This window comes from Sporosarcina sp. FSL K6-6792 (assembly GCF_038004885.1).
Lineage (GTDB): Bacteria > Bacillota > Bacilli > Bacillales_A > Planococcaceae > Sporosarcina > Sporosarcina psychrophila.
The window spans coordinates 3,693,320-3,710,722 of record NZ_JBBOSA010000001.1 but is presented as its reverse complement, the minus strand read 5'-3'; the positions used below and the strand labels follow the sequence as shown (position 1 = coordinate 3,710,722).

The 17,403-nt window shown below is 36.2% G+C and carries 17 protein-coding genes; 11 read left to right on the top strand and 6 right to left on the bottom strand.

Annotated elements, in window-relative coordinates:
- Window positions 1-286: 286 nt before the first annotated feature.
- Window positions 287-1,066 (top strand): acetoin reductase, encoded by a 780-nt coding sequence (locus tag MKZ26_RS18095; protein ID WP_340767039.1) that lies wholly within the window; start codon window positions 287-289, stop codon window positions 1,064-1,066.
- 223 nt (window positions 1,067-1,289) lie between these two features.
- Here MKZ26_RS18095 and MKZ26_RS18090 read toward each other — a convergent pair whose 3' ends face one another.
- From MKZ26_RS18090 to MKZ26_RS18070, 5 genes are all read right to left on the bottom strand, one after another.
- Window positions 1,290-1,616 carry a nuclear transport factor 2 family protein gene (locus tag MKZ26_RS18090; protein ID WP_340767038.1) on the bottom strand — a complete coding sequence of 109 codons (327 nt, stop codon included), beginning with the start codon at window positions 1,614-1,616 and terminating at the stop codon, window positions 1,290-1,292.
- Between the two features lie 30 nt (window positions 1,617-1,646).
- On the bottom strand, window positions 1,647-2,450 hold the full coding sequence (locus tag MKZ26_RS18085; protein WP_340767037.1) for an SDR family oxidoreductase: 804 nt from the start codon (window positions 2,448-2,450) through the stop codon (window positions 1,647-1,649).
- An 85-nt stretch (window positions 2,451-2,535) separates the two neighbouring features.
- Window positions 2,536-3,453 (bottom strand): helix-turn-helix transcriptional regulator, encoded by a 918-nt coding sequence (locus tag MKZ26_RS18080; protein WP_340767036.1) that lies wholly within the window; start codon window positions 3,451-3,453, stop codon window positions 2,536-2,538.
- A 461-nt stretch (window positions 3,454-3,914) separates the two neighbouring features.
- Window positions 3,915-4,622: a DNA alkylation repair protein gene (locus MKZ26_RS18075; protein WP_340767685.1), complete on the bottom strand. Its 708-nt coding sequence runs from the start codon at window positions 4,620-4,622 to the stop codon at window positions 3,915-3,917.
- On the bottom strand, window positions 4,622-4,798 hold the full coding sequence (locus tag MKZ26_RS18070; RefSeq protein WP_340767035.1) for a hypothetical protein: 177 nt from the start codon (window positions 4,796-4,798) through the stop codon (window positions 4,622-4,624). Before MKZ26_RS18070 ends, MKZ26_RS18075 begins: the two co-directional genes overlap by 1 nt.
- A gap of 446 nt (window positions 4,799-5,244) precedes the next feature.
- Between MKZ26_RS18070 and MKZ26_RS18065 the strand changes: the two genes are divergently transcribed.
- The 10 genes from MKZ26_RS18065 to MKZ26_RS18020 all read left to right on the top strand — a co-directional run bounded on the left by MKZ26_RS18065 (window position 5,245) and on the right by MKZ26_RS18020 (window position 15,633).
- On the top strand, window positions 5,245-6,414 hold the full coding sequence (locus tag MKZ26_RS18065) for an acyltransferase family protein (protein WP_340767034.1): 1,170 nt from the start codon (window positions 5,245-5,247) through the stop codon (window positions 6,412-6,414).
- 54 nt (window positions 6,415-6,468) lie between these two features.
- Window positions 6,469-7,215 (top strand): YveK family protein, encoded by a 747-nt coding sequence (locus tag MKZ26_RS18060; protein ID WP_340767033.1) that lies wholly within the window; start codon window positions 6,469-6,471, stop codon window positions 7,213-7,215.
- Complete coding sequence (locus MKZ26_RS18055; protein WP_340767032.1) at window positions 7,205-7,834, top strand: CpsD/CapB family tyrosine-protein kinase; 630 nt, start codon at window positions 7,205-7,207, stop codon at window positions 7,832-7,834. Before MKZ26_RS18060 ends, MKZ26_RS18055 begins: the two co-directional genes overlap by 11 nt.
- A 102-nt stretch (window positions 7,835-7,936) precedes the next feature.
- Window positions 7,937-8,488, top strand: a complete 552-nt coding sequence (locus MKZ26_RS18050; RefSeq protein WP_340767684.1) for a sugar transferase — start codon at window positions 7,937-7,939, stop codon at window positions 8,486-8,488.
- Window positions 8,489-8,511: 23 nt separating this feature from the next.
- Entirely contained in the window at window positions 8,512-9,507 is a 996-nt protein-coding gene (locus MKZ26_RS18045) for an NAD-dependent epimerase/dehydratase family protein (protein WP_340767031.1), read from the top strand.
- Between the two features lie 7 nt (window positions 9,508-9,514).
- Window positions 9,515-10,984 (top strand): oligosaccharide flippase family protein, encoded by a 1,470-nt coding sequence (locus MKZ26_RS18040; RefSeq protein ID WP_340767030.1) that lies wholly within the window; start codon window positions 9,515-9,517, stop codon window positions 10,982-10,984.
- Window positions 10,974-12,185 (top strand): O-antigen ligase family protein, encoded by a 1,212-nt coding sequence (locus tag MKZ26_RS18035; RefSeq protein ID WP_445683436.1) that lies wholly within the window; start codon window positions 10,974-10,976, stop codon window positions 12,183-12,185. The genes MKZ26_RS18040 and MKZ26_RS18035 overlap by 11 nt, the downstream gene beginning before the upstream one ends.
- Complete coding sequence (locus MKZ26_RS18030) at window positions 12,163-12,954, top strand: glycosyltransferase family 2 protein (protein ID WP_340767028.1); 792 nt, start codon at window positions 12,163-12,165, stop codon at window positions 12,952-12,954. The genes MKZ26_RS18035 and MKZ26_RS18030 overlap by 23 nt, the downstream gene beginning before the upstream one ends.
- Before the next feature lie 3 nt (window positions 12,955-12,957).
- Window positions 12,958-14,007, top strand: a complete 1,050-nt coding sequence (locus MKZ26_RS18025; RefSeq protein WP_340767027.1) for a glycosyltransferase family 4 protein — start codon at window positions 12,958-12,960, stop codon at window positions 14,005-14,007.
- Window positions 14,008-14,103: 96 nt separating this feature from the next.
- Window positions 14,104-15,633, top strand: a complete 1,530-nt coding sequence (locus MKZ26_RS18020) for a hypothetical protein (RefSeq protein WP_340767026.1) — start codon at window positions 14,104-14,106, stop codon at window positions 15,631-15,633.
- Window positions 15,634-15,834: 201 nt separating this feature from the next.
- Here MKZ26_RS18020 and galU read toward each other — a convergent pair whose 3' ends face one another.
- On the bottom strand, window positions 15,835-16,722 hold the full coding sequence (gene galU, locus MKZ26_RS18015; protein WP_187045773.1) for a UTP--glucose-1-phosphate uridylyltransferase GalU: 888 nt from the start codon (window positions 16,720-16,722) through the stop codon (window positions 15,835-15,837).
- Window positions 16,723-17,403 lie beyond the last annotated feature (681 nt).

Below are 17,403 nucleotides of genomic sequence, written 5' to 3'. Positions count from 1 at the left end.
ATTCCGCTCCCCTATTTAGTACATAATTTAAGCTACATATTCGTCATTATAACAAACATCAAAATCTAAAGGGACAATTCCCCCTTTCAATGCTCTGAATCATGTTGAAGTAAATACCTAGTCCATACCTTATATATTAGATTTCATAAATTCAATTCCTACTAACTAAAGAATCCTCTATTGTGAAAAACACTATATTCCATATCGTTTGAGGTTTTAGTTTTTGGGGAATGCAATTGAATGTAGCGTTTTGAAGGTTCGTGAAAAAAATAGGGAGGAATTCATAATGGGCAAGAAAAAAGTAGCAGTCATTACAGGTTCAGGTCAAGGTATCGGGAAAGCGTTAGCTGAACGTTTAGCGAATGAAGAATTTTCAATTGTGTTAAGCGATGTTAACGAACAAATTCTAACTGAAACCGAAAAAGAATTTAAAAATAATGGATTTGAAGTTACATCGTTCGTTGGTAACGTAGCCAATCCCGACGATCAAGAAGCACTTGTTCAACATGCGGTTAATACGTTCGGCAGTGTTGATGTATTTATTAACAATGCAGGTGTAGAAGGACAAGTTGCACCGCTTACACATGTTGATCCGAAAGCGGTTGATTTTACGTTTGACGTTAACGTTAAAGGAACGATTTATGGCATTAAAGCGGCAGCAAATCAGATGAAGAAACAAGGGACTGGCGGTAAAATCATTAACGCTTGTTCGATTGCTGGTCAAGAAGGATTCGAAATGTTAGGTGTTTATTCGGCAAGTAAATTTGCGGTTAAAGGGTTGACACAAGTTGCTGCAAAAGAACTTGCGAAAGATAAAATCACCGTCAATTCTTATTGCCCTGGGATTGTTGGGACAGGTATGTGGGATAGACTAGATGAAAAAATGATGGAACACATGGGGACGAAAAAAGGAGAAGCGTTTGCGAAATTCACTGAAGGAATTGCACTTGGTCGTTCACAAACTCCTGAAGATGTAGCTAATCTTGTATCCTTCTTGGCTTCATCAAACGCTGATTACATCACTGGGCAAAACATCTTATCAGATGGTGGTATGGTGTTCAATTAATTCACTACCTCAAGAAATATCGTATAAAAATGAAGATATCCCCATTTTTTAAAAGCCTAATTTCTCATTTAACATCGAGAAATTAGGCTTTTTTGATCCTCAAAATAGTGTAAGGTTTCCCCATATTTGTGTGGGTGCCTGTACAAAAAAACAATAGAGATTAGATTAGCAGACACCTGAAACTTTCAGTATTACCGCATTTTTTCATCAAGCTGGACGCAGTTTATCCACAGCTTAGCGATGTAATTTTTTGATCTTTGATTGTGAAATGAAATCTAATAGCTGTAGGACTCCCTGGAAAGTTGCCGGAAGCTTGGGTAGTAACAATGGTCTGTCCACCTTCTTCAACTGCTGAGATTAATTCTAGAGTAAAGTCATATTCTTTACTGGATGCTTCGTTCCATTTCTTGATTGCTGCAAGACCGTGGTAATCTTTCCCTTCGTCGTGTACAACAGCATCCTCAGTAAAACAGTCTGCCAGTAGACTATTGTCATGACTATTTGCTGCCTGGAAGTAAGTTTCAATGGATTGAGGTAATTTTGTAATCATAATCATTCTCCTTTGTATTTGAGGCTATTTTTAGATCGTGCGAATAATGCCGCCGTCAATGATATGCTCGCTGCCAATAATATAGGAAGCGCGGTCAGATACCAAAAAGGCAACAAGTTCTGCTACTTCTTCCGGGCGTGCGGTACGTCCAATTGGAATACCACCGAGGGAATTCATCAGAGCTTGCCGTGCACCATCATAATCAGTGCCGGAGTTTTGCGCTATTTTCTTGATAAGCCCCTGTGCGCCTTTTGTTTCCGTAAAACCTGGTGCGACAGTATTTACACGTATTCCTTTTGGTGCAAGTTCGGTTGCCAATCCCTTGCTATAGTTTGTCAGTGCTGCCTTGGCTGCCGAATATGCCATGGTATTATCACCGGGAAGTAGCCGCTGAATAGATGTGATATGAACGATAACACCATGGTTCTGTTTGAGCATTAACGGCAGAAATCCTCGGTCCAACCTAATCGCCGCAAATAAATTGGTTTCGAATGCATGCTGCCAATCAGCATCGCTTTGTGCAAGAACTCCACCTGATGGGGCAGAGGATCCCCCGACATTGTTGACAAGAATATCCACACCACCAAAATGTTCTATTACATGATTAATAATCGTTGTCGTTCCCTCCGCTGTGCTAATATCCGCCTCGATGAATAAATGTGAACCTTTCAGCTCATCAGGCGTCTGGCGTGCAGTCGTTATAACCGTTGCCCCAGCATGAGTTAGACGTTCCACAATCGCTTCACCAATACCTCCTTTTGTCCCGCCTGTGACTAGAACGTGCTTGTTGTCCAGCTCCTTCGTATTGAAGACGTTATTAGTTGAATTCCCCATTCTCTGATCCCCTTGTTTTCATTTTTTTAAGGTTGCTAACCCTATTTCGATTATAGCGAGCATAACCTGACTACATCACGTCAAGTTATGATTCTTTATTTTTATAGTTGCCAAGTATCTCTTCTGCTCGATTTCGAATCTTATCGCGGATATTCTGAGGCGATAAGACCTCAACATCAGCACCATAGGAAAGGAGATAGCCAATCAACCACTTGCTTTCAGGCAACGAGGCTGCAATAGTAAAAGAACCGTCTTGATTTTTCGTAATTTCTTTTTCACTAAACTCATCAAATACCCTGTAGGCTCCTTGAGAAGAAATCTTCAATTGCACATTTATCCACTGCTGTGCCCCCTTCTCTTGAGTGTCTTCAACTAGCTCTTCTGATGCTCTTTCTATGAATTGATTCGGTGTCATCTGAACCTTTAACATACGTGAAATTTTAAAGGTTCTATATGCATTCTGAGATAAACAGTACCCTCGCAAATACCATGCATTCACTTTGAAGACAAGCTTTACAGGTTCAACCTTTCGATTGCTTTTTTCTCCGGATGCATTAAAATAGTCAAATTCAATTATTTGGCGGTTAAGGATGGCATTCTTGAGGATAGTAAATTCACATGCTTGATTTTTATCGCTACCCCAAGAAGAAAAGTCTACTTCAATCCAATTGGCCTTGTTTTTATTAAACAGACTGCTTAATTTTGAAAGCACTCTGTCGGTCTCCGGATTTTGTGTTGTGGTTAGGCTTTGCAATGCGTATAGTATTTCATTTTGTTCATTTTCTGAAAGAACCATTTTGTTAAGGACATATCCATCCAGCAGTGAAATGCCACCGCCTTTTCCTTGACGCGCATAGATGGGTATTCCCGCTGAAGACAGCGTATCAATATCCCGGTAAATCGTTCGTACAGATACCTCAAATCGTTCTGCCAGTTCTTTAGCTGTTATATTTTTTTTACTAAGCAAAATATATATAATTTCAAAAAGCCTACTTATCTGCATACACTCACCTCAACAATAGTATAAAGCGTATAACTCGACAATAGTATGTCATGTTATACGCTTCTTTATAATTTTCTCGCTATATTTAAGCTGTAAACGTAATGATAGTGGTGCCTGTGTGATGTGAGATAATAAGCGGATACAATGAAAAAGACAATAAATATCCTAAATTGATTGGTTGTTTATTTCTTCATAAACGTCCAATAACAGGTTCACTTGTTAGGTGCAAAATAGTAAATCTCAACAATAATCACGTTACTTTCATCATTAAATCAACATTTAAGTTCACGTAAAAACGGATTGGATTTTCCACTGAATTCCTTCATACACAGATACCTCAAATTAATTAAGATCCAGTACCGTTAGCTGCTAATTTAGTAAAAAGCCCGAAAACCTGACACTTTTAAAGTATCCGGTTTCCAGGCCTTTTGTATTTTCAAAACAGGTACCTATAATTAATTTCAACATCTTACATGCTTGCGTTTAAAACCAAGCTTGCCTCTATCGACTTCTTTTTGAATGCTCTCGGAAGCATTTAGGTAACTGTTTTTCTTCTTGTCCCGCTTTATTTCTACTATTCCAATCGCCTTTGCGGTCTCGATTGCCTTTTCATGAAGGGGCAAATAGGAAATCCCCACGGTGTATAGAAAATTATTCATAGCGGATTTCGTTCGTTCTGGCGAATCATGAATCGTATTTTTTACCATGTCAAGCATATCGGAAATCTTGGTTTCTGAAAACTCAACATCTAGTCGGTTCCCTAACAGCCAACAGTAACAACTCCAGCCCGCCGACATTTTCAGTTCCTCACCACTTGCGATCCATTTATCAGCAACTTCTTGTGCGATATCTGACTCTGATAAAGTTACAGCCACTACATAATCAGACAGCATATAAAAATACGCCGCATCGATCCAACGATTATAATCCGCCTCCGTCATAGCATTTGGTTCTGCAATAATGCCTGCAAAGTACATTGCATCATAGTTCCCTGTGGCATACAGCTCTTCAGCTAAAGGTTGATTCATTTTAATTTTCTTTACGATTGGTTTCATAGCACCTGTAGCCACGCCAAAAAGCGGCTCATGCGCACCATTGGACATGTACATTTTCTTCATTCGTTCCTTGCCAAGGGCTTCAAGCTCCTGCATAATCAACTCTACATTCATCATTTAACACTTCCTTCTTTTTGGAGTTTACCCATCACATATATCACCATTATCTTATAACCACCCGCTGTTTGACAGCAATACACAAATCTATCATTCCCCTCAAATCGTTCAGCAATGTGTTTTGCAACATACTTTTCATCCTTATCACCAGCTATAGATTCCATACGCTTCATTCAATGGTACCGCATTATGCGCTGTCAGGCGGTGCAACATGCGCCATCGACTCAGCAACGATAATTTCTGCATCGTCAATTGCCACTTTTATATATGAGATTTTTTAGGGATGACTGTTACTAGAGGATATATTAAGCCAAACAAAATGAATTACTACAAAATGAAATATTCCACAGCTTGTCTGAATATAATTTAGTCGGGGGTGTTGTTTTGGATTATTTGAATCAAGTTAAACGTGGCAGTATTTGGCGCCTCCATCCGAATGGTAAACAGATAAATTCCAAATAGTTTTATACAATTTGTATGATAACTAGAACTAATTAATAATATGGTAGTTATATGATGGTTTGGAAAATAATGAAGAAAGGGGGGAACTAATTAATATAATCGAAATGCTACAAATAACAAAAAATAAAATATACAGTTCAAAACGAGGGATAATAGGATGATTAGATATGGAGAATTAGACTCTTTAAGAGGAGTAGCAGCACTTATTGTACTAATTGGACATTATTTGATGATATTTCCTACCTATGAGAGTTACAGGTATGAACTAAATAGTCCTTTCATAGTCTATTTGGTTAAGGAAACCCCTCTTCGCATGTTCTTCAGTAGCGGCAATGAATCTGTCATTTTATTTTTTGTATTGAGTGGCTTTGTTTTGTATGTATCAATAAATAATTCCAAGTTCCATTATCCCACATATATAATTAAAAGAATTTGTAGAATTTATATACCGTATCTCGTAGCCATCATAATTGCTATTTTAGCTAAAATGCTTATAAGTCATAATAACCTACCATTTATTAGTAACTGGTTTAGTAAATCCTGGACAGTATCAGATTCGCCAGCCATATTAGTGCGCCATCTTTTTTTTATCGGGCAGTACAATACAGACATCTATAACAACGTTATATGGTCTCTTGTTCATGAAATGAGAATCTCAATAGTATTTCCATTCTTAATACTCCCTTTTATCGGAAAAAATCTCAAAAAATCCTTAGTCTATTTAATTGCATTATGTTTTTCTTCTGTTTTGGGATTATATTTGCTTGGCTCAGGTATAAAACTAACTAGTCTTTTTTTAAGTTTTCACTACGTAACTATCTTTTTAATAGGCGCTTTACTAGCAAAATATCGCCATATACTCATTACGTTTACTTTGAAAATGATAAAACCAATAAAATTTATACTTCTATCATTAGCGATTACTTGTTTTATGTATGAAGGATTGATTGGTGAAATAATTTTTTTAAATAACTATATATTTAGAAACTACGTAGTCTCTTTCGGCGTCTGTATCCTATTTATAATGAGTGTTTCTTCGGAAACTTTTGGTTCATTATTGAAGCATAGAATACTCATACTTCTCGGAAAAATTTCATATAGTCTTTATTTGTATCATCTAATCTCCTTATACTCATTCATCTATCTCTTTTATGATAAATTATCTATCACCGTAATTTTGATTCTTTCTTTTATATGTTCTATCCTATTGTCTTCATTGTCTTATCTATTTGTAGAAAAACCATGCATAAGTCTTGGGCGGTATTTAACTAAGAGTGCTAAGAAAGTGGATTTAGTAATACCAGCGGATCATCCCCTAACAAGATAGATAAATGTGAAGGAGTGCAAATTCTCCTACTAACTCAAAAAAGAGGTAATAATGATGAATGAAAAAGTAGAGATAAAAGATTTAGTACTTATTTTGAAGAAACGATTCTTAATCATAATACTTATTGCAATTTGTACAGCTGGTCTCATTATTGCTTCGACTCTATTTCTAATGAAACCTGCTTATCAATACTCTACTCAGGTTCTGGCAGGATCTTTAAGTATGAATAGTAAGGAAACCTCGATAAATAAAGTGCAAGAAAACAGACAGCTCGCACTTTCATATATGGATGCTATTAAAAGCCCTCAAATCATGATGGGTGTAAAAAAAGAGTTAAAGCTAACTCGTTCAAATTATGAGTTACTAAAGCAAGTTTCCGTTACCAATAGAGATAGTTCACAAATCATTACTATTTCCGTCAAAGATTCTAACCCAAAGTTAGCTAAAGCCATTGCACTGTCTGTCGCAAATCAGTCCATAACTAAGTTTAAAGACTTTGCAAACGTAAACCAAATTACTATTCTAATCGATCCTAATGTCATTGAAGAATCTGAGCTTCTTTTTCCAAAACCTAAATTCGTTATAGCCATTTCAATCGTGTTAGGTTTTTTTACCGGAATAGCATTGGCGCTTATCCGGGAACATTTTGATGATACAGCCTTTAGTGATCGTGAACTTGACCGACTTGGTCTTCCTTTGTTAGGCAGAGTGAACTTAAACACCCATAGAAATAAAAAAACACGCAAAACACGTTTCAACACCTTAAACTCAGCGAAACGCGGTGAATACTTTGACTATTAAATTTAAGAGGAAACATTCATTTAAGCCAAAGAATATCAAAATTAAAGAGCAGTTTTATACCATATGTAACAATATTGAATCTAACCTCACCAAGGTCAATCCAACATTATTAATGGTCACTTCACTTACACAAACAAAAACCATAGTGAATGCTACAGCCTATTTAGCCCTTGCATTTTCGGAACAAGGAAAACGCGTGTTAGTAGTAGATGGTAATCTTCGTGAACCTTCGCTGCATAATTTGTTTATGATTGATAACTCATCTGGTCTAACATCCTTACTTTTAGGTGAACAGCTCCAGCATAGTGATAATACGATATTGATAACTGACTATCTATTCTGTTTACCAACAGGTGAAGTCCATTATGAGCCATCGACCTTGTTATCCAAAGAGACCCTTCCTATCCTCGCTAAGGAGTGGAAACAGCATTTTGATATCATCCTATTTCACACATCCAATAGTCAAAACACGCCTGATGCACAAATCGCGGCAAAATATTGTGATGGTATTGTTTTAGTGATTAAAGAAGGTAAAGACAAGTTAGAAAAGATTGTAAGTGTAAAAAAACAATTTGAACGTGCAAAATATGGAATAACCGGTACGGTACTAATTAATTAAAAAGGAAGCGAACCATTGAGTTCAAAGTTTAAGGTTAATATACAAGAAGAATTACTAACAAGACCACAATCGATCTCAGCCTATTACGCTTTTAAACGTTCTATGGATGTTATCACATCATTATTTTTGTTACTTCTCCTATCCCCCATTTTGGCTATATTTTGTATTCTAATCCCTATTTTTTCAACAGGCAATCCCTTCTTTTTTCAACAGCGCCTGGGCCAAAACGGAAAAACATTTACAGTCATAAAATTACGATCTATGTGTTTAGATGCCGAAAAAAATGGCCCTCAGTGGGCAAACAAAGAAGATCCTAGAGTTACAAAAGTCGGCATTTTTATACGAAGAACCCGCATTGACGAAATACCTCAACTTCTTATGGTTTTAAAAGGGGATATGTCACTGATTGGTCCTAGACCGGAAAGAGAATATTTCTATACAAAAATTGATAAGTTCCTCCCTACCTTTAAAAACCGCTTACTTGAAAAACCTGGATTAACCGGGTGGGCACAAGTGAATGGCGGATACGATTTAACCCCTGAAGAGAAGTTGACTCTCGATTTATATTATAGTCAGCATAAATCGCTTGCTATGGATATCAAGATTTTGATACTAACATTGTTAATTGTCTTTACTGGAAATGGTGCTAGATAAAAGACGAAATGGGGATTTTGAAAATGCCGAGAGTACTAGTAACGGGTGGCCTTGGATTTATCGGATCACATATTGTAGATACATTAATTCTTAATAATTATGAAGTTGCCGTTTATGATAACCTATCCACTGGATCTATTAAGAATGTCCATTCAGAAGCCGGAGTTTTTATAGGGAATATTGAAGATAAGGGGTCGCTAGAAAAGGCATTAGTGACGTTCAAGCCCGACTATGTGATTCACCAAGCCGCGCAGGTTAGTATACAAAACTCCATTTCGGATATTTCGAATGATGCACTAATCAACATCATAGGTACAATAAATCTCATCCAACTTGCCCAGAAGTATGCCGTAAAAAAGATCGTATTTGCCTCTTCTGCGGCTGTATATGGACATTCTAATGTGCTGCCTATTCCAGTCTCACATCCTATTCAACCCTTATCTCCTTATGGTGTTTCAAAAAAAACAGCTGAAGATTATTTAATACTCGCAAAAGAATTATTCGATTTAGACTATGTAATACTTCGTTATAGTAATGTGTACGGGCCACGGCAAACAGCAGGTGGTGAAGGCGGGGTCATTTCAATTTTCACGAATCAAGTAATAAACAAGGAGCAGCCCATTATTTATGGCGACGGTTTACAAACTAGAGACTTTATCTATGTAGAGGATGTTGCGAGTGCCAATCTTCAAGCCATTAGATTCGAAGGAAGTGGCATCTTCAATATTTCAATAACAACTAGTTCAAATATCAATCAACTATACGCCATTATTCAATCGTTAAGTCAAAATGATATCTATCCTATTTACAAAACACCTAAAAGTGGAGATATCAAAGAAAGCTTGCTTTGTAATAAAGAGAGTATCCAAAAGTTAGATTGGAAACCTGTATATTCGCTAACAGAAGGTCTTGCGAATACATATGAATATTATCTTAAGCAAAATCAGCCTACTAGTGCCTCGTTTGAAGAACCTTCAACAACAATGCAATCTACGAATGTATTGCTTCAAATCGAGTGAAAAACAAGTGAATAAGAAAAATTCGATAATTAGAAATATAATTCATTTATTCTACAGTACGATTCTAGCCAATATCTTAAATGCTACCACGCTCATACTATTGGCCAACTTTTTCAACTCAAAGAACTATGGAATATTTAGTGTGGCTCTTGCGCTTGCTATGATCATGAACTTTTTTACAGACCTTGGAGTAAGTAACACGTTCCTTCGAGAAGGATCGAAGAAGGAAAGCCTAAGCAATACATTTTCTTCCTATATAAAGATCCGGGTTGTCTGTTTACTTTTAGCAATTATTGTTTTTTCGGTTGGTATTCATACCTTTTATCAAGAACTACAGATTCTTTATATGATGTATAGCTTACTGATTCCCATGGTTATTGGCCTAATGATGCAAGGTATAGGAATCACTTATTTTCAATTAACTGAAAGAATGCAGTTCATCGCATCCATTAAAATCTTTTCGGCGATTTTATTAATCGTTTCAATCACTTTGTGCATGGCCTTAAAAGTAGATGTCCGTTTGACAGCCTTTTTATACGGCTTCTCTTATTTTATAGCCGGCCTTTACAGCCTCTATTTACTTCAAAAAAATGTAAAAGTAAAATGGAAGTCTCCTTTTCAAAACCAGTTGGTAGCTAATCTTAGTCCGTTCTTAATAAGTGGTTTATTTATTATGTTGACTCCCCAATTAGGTCCATTAGTTTTAGAAAAGACACTCCCCTTAACGCTTGTAGGTCTCTTTGCGGTAGCTTACCGGATTCCTTCTGCTCTATACCAAGTACCAGGGGTTATTGCAGGTGCATTTTTCCCTTTGCTATTTAAGACTTATAATCAAGGAAAGCTAGAGGAACATACACGATTAACTATTTTACAAATGAAGATTATGTCCTATATTGGGATATGTATGACCATATCCTTATTCTATTTGGCTGGATTCTTAGTCACTATTTTGTTCGGGGATGAATGGGCTTCTGCTGTTCAACCTTTAAAAATATTGTCCTTCATTATCGTCTTACAAGGATTTAACATTGCCATTGCAGACGGCCTTACGACTCGAGGATTGCAGAACCGTCGTACTATTGTACAGTTTATCACCATTACTATTGGTGTTATGTCCCTCTATTATCTGAGCGTTTCCTATGCAGTAGTCGGTGCAGCCTTTGCAGTTTTAGCCATGGAAATTGTATCATTCGTTGGGTATATTCTGACACATCCAACAAGAAATTTGATTTTAACCAAGGTTATACTTCCATATGGCTCATACTTTTCTATAAGTTTTATCCTTTTACACTATTTATTATCCAAGTACCCTTTTATGGCTATATTAACTACTTTCATCTCTGTGTCTGCGATGATTTATCTATTTGATAAGTCGACTCGAGCTTTAATCAAGGGCTTTATAAAAAAGAAAAAGCAACAGGAAATATCCCATGTAACAAGCGGGAGACAACGAGAGGATGAAAATAATGCACATTAACAAAAACACCTCTACCTGGCCAGTCTCCCTTTTGTTACTTTTTATTACACTCGGTAAATATAATTTGTCTATCGGTTTTTCATTGAAAATATATATGGTTTTTCTGGTCTTTTTCCTGTGCATTTATTTCAGATCTTTTCACTTTAGTCCCCTCTATCATTATGAAGTTTTACTGTTGTTATTTTATTTTATCTATTGCCTAAGTGGTGCTTTTTCACAGTATCCAGAAGAAAGCATTCGGGTCATTCTAGGCGTAATTCTCATCCTTGGCTGTTATTTCATCATGAGATTTATCCTGGAACAAACCTCGATTCCTATAATTGAAACTTCTATTGCCACTGTTGGTATTGTTTTTAACGCCATTAGCCTGTTATTGTACTTAATTGGGTTGCAGGTGACAGGAGGATCACCAAAAGGTGTTGAGATTATCTCTTATGGATTATTAGTAGACCGAGATTATCCAAGACTAATTGGATTACTTGACGATCCAAATATTTTCATTTTTTTCAATACATTGTTCTTCTCTTATTATCTAACGCATTTAAAGGGATTCAAACACTCAATCGGGTTTACCTTATGTGTAATTACTTCCCTTCTTACTTTTTCAAGAGGTGGGATTGTCGCTCTCCTACTAATTGTCTTTTTGTATATAATTTTAGTGAATTTTTCTAAAAAGATAAAAATGATGACCGTTTCTTTGTTAGGCCTAGCGTTTCTCTATGCTGCAGGGTCTTTCATTCAAGTAGACTTTAATCAGATTTTCACCAGTCGCATCACTGATTTTTCTACTGACGGAGGAAGTGGCCGATTTGAATTATGGAGTCAAGCCTTAAACTATTTTATGGCACATCCTCTTTTTGGAATTGGTGCTTTCAACTTTTCTGATTACTACGCATTTGATCATGATGTGAAACTATATGTTCATAATACGTATCTAGAGATCTTGGTGGAATCAGGAATTATTGGATTTCTTTTTTACTGTTCTTTTCTGGTGATGCTAGTTATCGCCTTCTTTAGGACTAAGCTACATAAACAAAGCCCCTACATCGTACTTACACTCTTCGCTTTTTCACTACAGATGGTGTCCCTGTCCCTCATAATTAATGAAGCATTTTTTATTTTTCTAGCACTGGCTTTCAAATATATTTCTGTATTTGATAAAAAAGGAGCTGAATTTTATGATGAACGCCCAAGAGGATAATATTCCGTTGGTATCCATTATTACTCCCTCTTATAACAGCTTGACTTTTATAAGAGAGACCATTGAATCCGTTCAGGCCCAATCATATCCCCATTGGGAAATGATCATTGTTGACGATAAGTCGAAGGATGACTCAATCCATGTAATTAAACAATATGTAAAAAACGATCAACGGATTAAACTAATTTCCTTAACCCAAAATAGTGGTGCAGCTAGGGCTAGAAATGCAGCCATTAAAATGGCCACAGGAAATTATTTAGCGTTTCTTGATAGCGATGATCTATGGTTACCTACTAAATTAGAAGAACAAGTTGCTTTTATGCAAAAGGGGAATCTTACTTTTTCCTTTACTTCCTATTCGTTGATTAATGAAGATGGTAGTCATATGGATATAGAAGTAAAAGCACCAAAAGTAGTGGATTATAAGTATCTGATTGGAAATACAATTATTGGCTGCCTAACTGTAATGTTAGATAGACAACAAATTAAACAGATAGAAATGCCAGATATTCAGCCTGAGGATACTGCCTTATGGTTGTTGTTACTTCGGCAAGGGCATAAAGCATATGGCTTACAAAAGGTTTTATCAAGATATCGTATTGTTTGTAACTCCGCCTCAAGGAATAAATTCAAAGCTGCCTATCGATATTGGAAACTCTTACGAAGCCAAGAAAAGTTAAACCTTGTAAAATCCAACTTTTACTTTGGTAAATATGCCTATCATGCATACAATAAAAACAAAGTGTCTTTACCAAATGGGGGTAAATAAAGAATGTACACTGTTCTACTACTAACTGATAAACTCATAACAGGTGGTGCCGAGATGTATTTTTGTAAATTGGAAAACCACCTCAAGGATGAAAACATGACGTTTTACTCAGCAGCCGCAGCTGGAGAGATGTACAATCAAATTCATAATAAAAGTAACTTTATTCCTTTAAGCTTAAAAAATCACCTTGGTAATCTAAAGACACTGAGAAAACAAGTAATTCAAAAGGCCATTGATGTCATTCATGCAAATAGTTTAAGAATGTTGCTCTATTCCATCGCAATAAAGAAAATTACCAACAGAGAAATCAAGTTGGTCTATACCAAACATAATGTGACAATGCTTGAAAAAAAGATTCCCTTCCTTTTTAAAAAAGTGTTGAATCGGCATGTTGATCAAATTATCTCGGTTAGCAATTTTGAAAAGGAGAACTTACAACAACTTGGAGTAAGGAAAGAACTTATTCGGACCATTTATAATGGAGTCGATTTGGAGCAATTTTCTTTTCAACCACTGCAAGCTCAGAAAACATTCAATATCGGAATCTTAGCTCGTTTATCAAAAGAAAAAAACCATAAACTATTCTTAACTATTGCCAATGAATTAAGGAATATGGATCACTTTACGTTTCACATTGCGGGTGATGGACCTGAGAGGGAATTTGTCGAAAAAGAGATAAAAAAGTTAAAGTTAAGCCATAAAATAAATGTTTTAGGTCAGGCTTCCAATCCATATGAATTTATTTGCAATATGGACTTGTTACTCCTAACATCCTTCAGAGAAGTTTTTCCAATGGTTGTCCTTGAAGCAATGGCTACAGGAACGCCGATAGTGTCTATAGATGTTGGTGGCATTAAAGAAGCAATTATAGATTATGAAACTGGGATTCTCATTTCACATCATTCTGAAAAAGAATTTGCAGAAAAAATCATGATGCTCCACGATAATGAAGATTTAAGACAAGATTTGGGAAGCACAGCAAGACAAAAAGTAGAAGAATCTTTTTCTCTTTCAAATATGATTCATTCTACATTGAAAACCTATCAAATTTAAAAAACAAACGATACATTCGTTTGTTTTTTTATACCTATGCATCTTTTTTAAAAAAGCATATTCTATAACACCCCACTAGAAAAGGAGTGTTTTAAAATGATGGACTCTGAAGACTGCCAGAATAGAGATGTTGTTAATATTGATTGTTTTGGAGCTGATCCAAATTTAGCAGACAATTCCCCAGCCATTCAAGAAGCCATTAATAATTGTATAGCTAATAATCACTCAAAAGTTGTCATCACAGGGAAGAAACAATATATCCTTTCCTCGCCCATTGTCATTAAGTCAAATGTAAGTCTCGAAATTGATTCTACTGTTACATTACTAGTCAAAGGTGATTTTCAAGTGTTTGAGCTTCAAAAAGATGCTTCAATCTCGGGTGGAACGATTGAAATCTTGGATAATAGCTTTAATTCAACTGTTATCTTCCTTTCTGGTGCCCAACAAATAGAGATTCATAATCACACTTCTATTTCCGATATTAATATTATAAACCGTACAACAACATACCAGGGTATAGCCATTCAACTATACTGTAAAAATGCATGGGATTTCATCAGCTTCTTTAAAGCAAACTCCATACAAATCACAAACTTTCATACGGCCCTCTATTTTAAAACAGAAAAACTTCAAAATATAAATACCCCGTGTTGGATTAATGCGAACTCCTTCCACTCTATTTATATAGATGGTTGTCAGTATGGTATAGAGATTGACGGAAATAGTGATTTACCATATGAAATTTCTGGTAACACCTTTACCGATATCCAAGTTCAATGCCGGAAACAAACAAAAAAGGTAATCCGCTGCTCGGGTGCCTATAATGTATTTGAAGGATTGATTTGGGATACCAACCGTATGGATGATCCTCCACTTGTCATTGAATTTTCCTCCATTTCTCATCATAATTACCTATTCTCGAATCAAGTTTCCACATCCATTCTAGATCTTGGTCAATACAATCGTTACACGTCACCTCATGAAGAATCCCTTCCTGTATATCCCCCTCTTGCATTAGGGAAAGCACATCTGGTTGGGAACCAAGATGATATATTAGTAAATGCACACGTCCGATATACTGTACGTCAACTTTTGGGTAAAGCCCCCTATGGAGGAACTATAAATAATTGTTTTAACTTACTAGATGAGCAAAGCGTGAATTACTTGGAGGTGCCTAGTTCCCAGCCAGTTGTCATCGAATTAGACTTTTCAAAACAGCCTATTAAAATGCTGAATTGCTTTGGTATTTATTTTGGATGGAATGAAAGTCCGAGCCATGTGTTAATTGAATACCAACAAAGTTTAAATGGACCATGGATAGTGGCTAAAAATGTCCCATTTAATGTTGGAAACACTGTTATTTCGGAGGTAAGAGCAGCTACGTTGTATAAAGTTAAGTTAACACTAAGCGGTTACACGCAAGAGCACAAACGATTTCGTATTAATCGGATATTTGCTAAATCATCATTACAACATGGTGCCTCTTGGTTGCCAACTACAGGCGGTACATTATATGGAGATTTAGAACTACAAAAAGGGCAATCCGTGAAGTTAGTTTCTCCGAACGGAACTAAATGGAAAGTGAGTATTAATGACCAAGGACAAATTATCACTTCAAAGCTATGAAACAATATAATCTTGACAGAATAAATGCTGTGAAAGCCCCCTAAAAAGAGAATGTTAATTTACAGAAACTAAGTAGGTTAACTATTTTAGCCTTACTTACCGCCTTATTAAGCTTCACATAATTGAGTAGGACACTTGATTTACTATATTGGCTTGTCCACTGTCAGCGATTTTGCTCATTGCTTACAGTTAACTGCCTAATCATAGCGTAATCTTCACTTTGTTTTCATTGATAAATTTACCCATCAACTCAAGGACTCCGTCTTTCAATTCGGGTCGGTCCAAAGCAAAATCTAATGTAGTTTCAATGAATCCAAGTTTATCCCCTACATCGAATCTTTTGCCTTCAAACTTAAAGGCATAAACATCCTGCATAGTATTTAACTGCTCGATAGCATCAGTCAATTGGATTTCTCCACCCTTTCCAATCTTTTTTTCATCCAAAAATTGAAATATTTCCGGAGTCAGGATGTAACGTCCGATTATTGCCAAATTTGATGGGGCTTCATTCCTTGAAGGTTTTTCAATAAAACTTCTTACCTTTATCAGGTTGGATTCGATGGAAACAGGATCAATTACACCATATTTGTGTATGTCTTCTTCGTTAACTTCCTGTATACCTAATACACTCGAACCTGTTTTTTCAAATTGATTAATTAATTGTTTCAAAGCTGGGGTATCACTTTTGATAATGTCATCCCCTAAAAGAACACCAAATGGTTCATCACCAATAAATTTCCGGGCACACCAAATTGCATGACCTAGCCCCAATGGTTCCTTTTGTCGTATATAATGAATTTCTATAGAAGATGACGCTATTACTTTATAAAGCAAGTCAAACTTTTCTTTCTTCACTAAATTTGCCTCTAATTCAAACGCATGATCAAAGTGATCTTCTATCGCTCTTTTACCTTTACCAGTTACAATAATAATGTCCTCTATTCCAGAGGCGATTGCTTCCTCAACAATGTACTGAATAGTAGGCTTATCTATTATAGGAAGCATCTCTTTCGGCATTGCCTTCGTAGCAGGAAGAAACCTAGTTCCTAAACCTGCCGCAGGTATAATGACCTTTTTTACAGTTTTCATATTCCCCTCCCATTTTCCAGTAAAAATTAATGGTATGTCACATTGGACTTTATTTTTCTTATAACAATTTTTTGCTCAGCCTAACAACGATTATTTCTGCTTCATCCATAGCTGCTTTCAAGTATTCCTTATTTTACGGATGACTCCGCGCAACTGTTACCAACACTCTATGCGAAGCTGCACGGTATGAGAACAGATTAACTGCCGCAATTGAACCAAAGCCATTATATTGAACGAATTTTATTCCCTTCTCCGACATACGTTCACATTTTTCCAAATTGACATTGCTATAGATGTTGAAGAAATGAATACGGCCTATGCGCTTTACAAGAACTTTTGGGAGACCGCTGAAAAGTTCTAATACTTTGAATGATATAGAACTCCTAGCAATATCGCTTCGACGCTTTGTGGATGCCTCCCGCGATAGATGGTCTATGTGTGAAAGCGTATTTCATTATCTGTGATGAAATCTGCAAACTGGAGTACATCTTTCTTGAATATAAGTGGTATCAACTAGTAACCACCTTATAATCTTGGCATAGACATCTCAAAATCACATTTCTCTCGATAATGAACAACCTAGCGCAGGTGCGACAAAAGCATCACCGAAACGCCAAGCGTTCTACAATCCACATTCCGAATTAAAACTCTCTCTGAATGAGCGCAACAATAGATTCAATG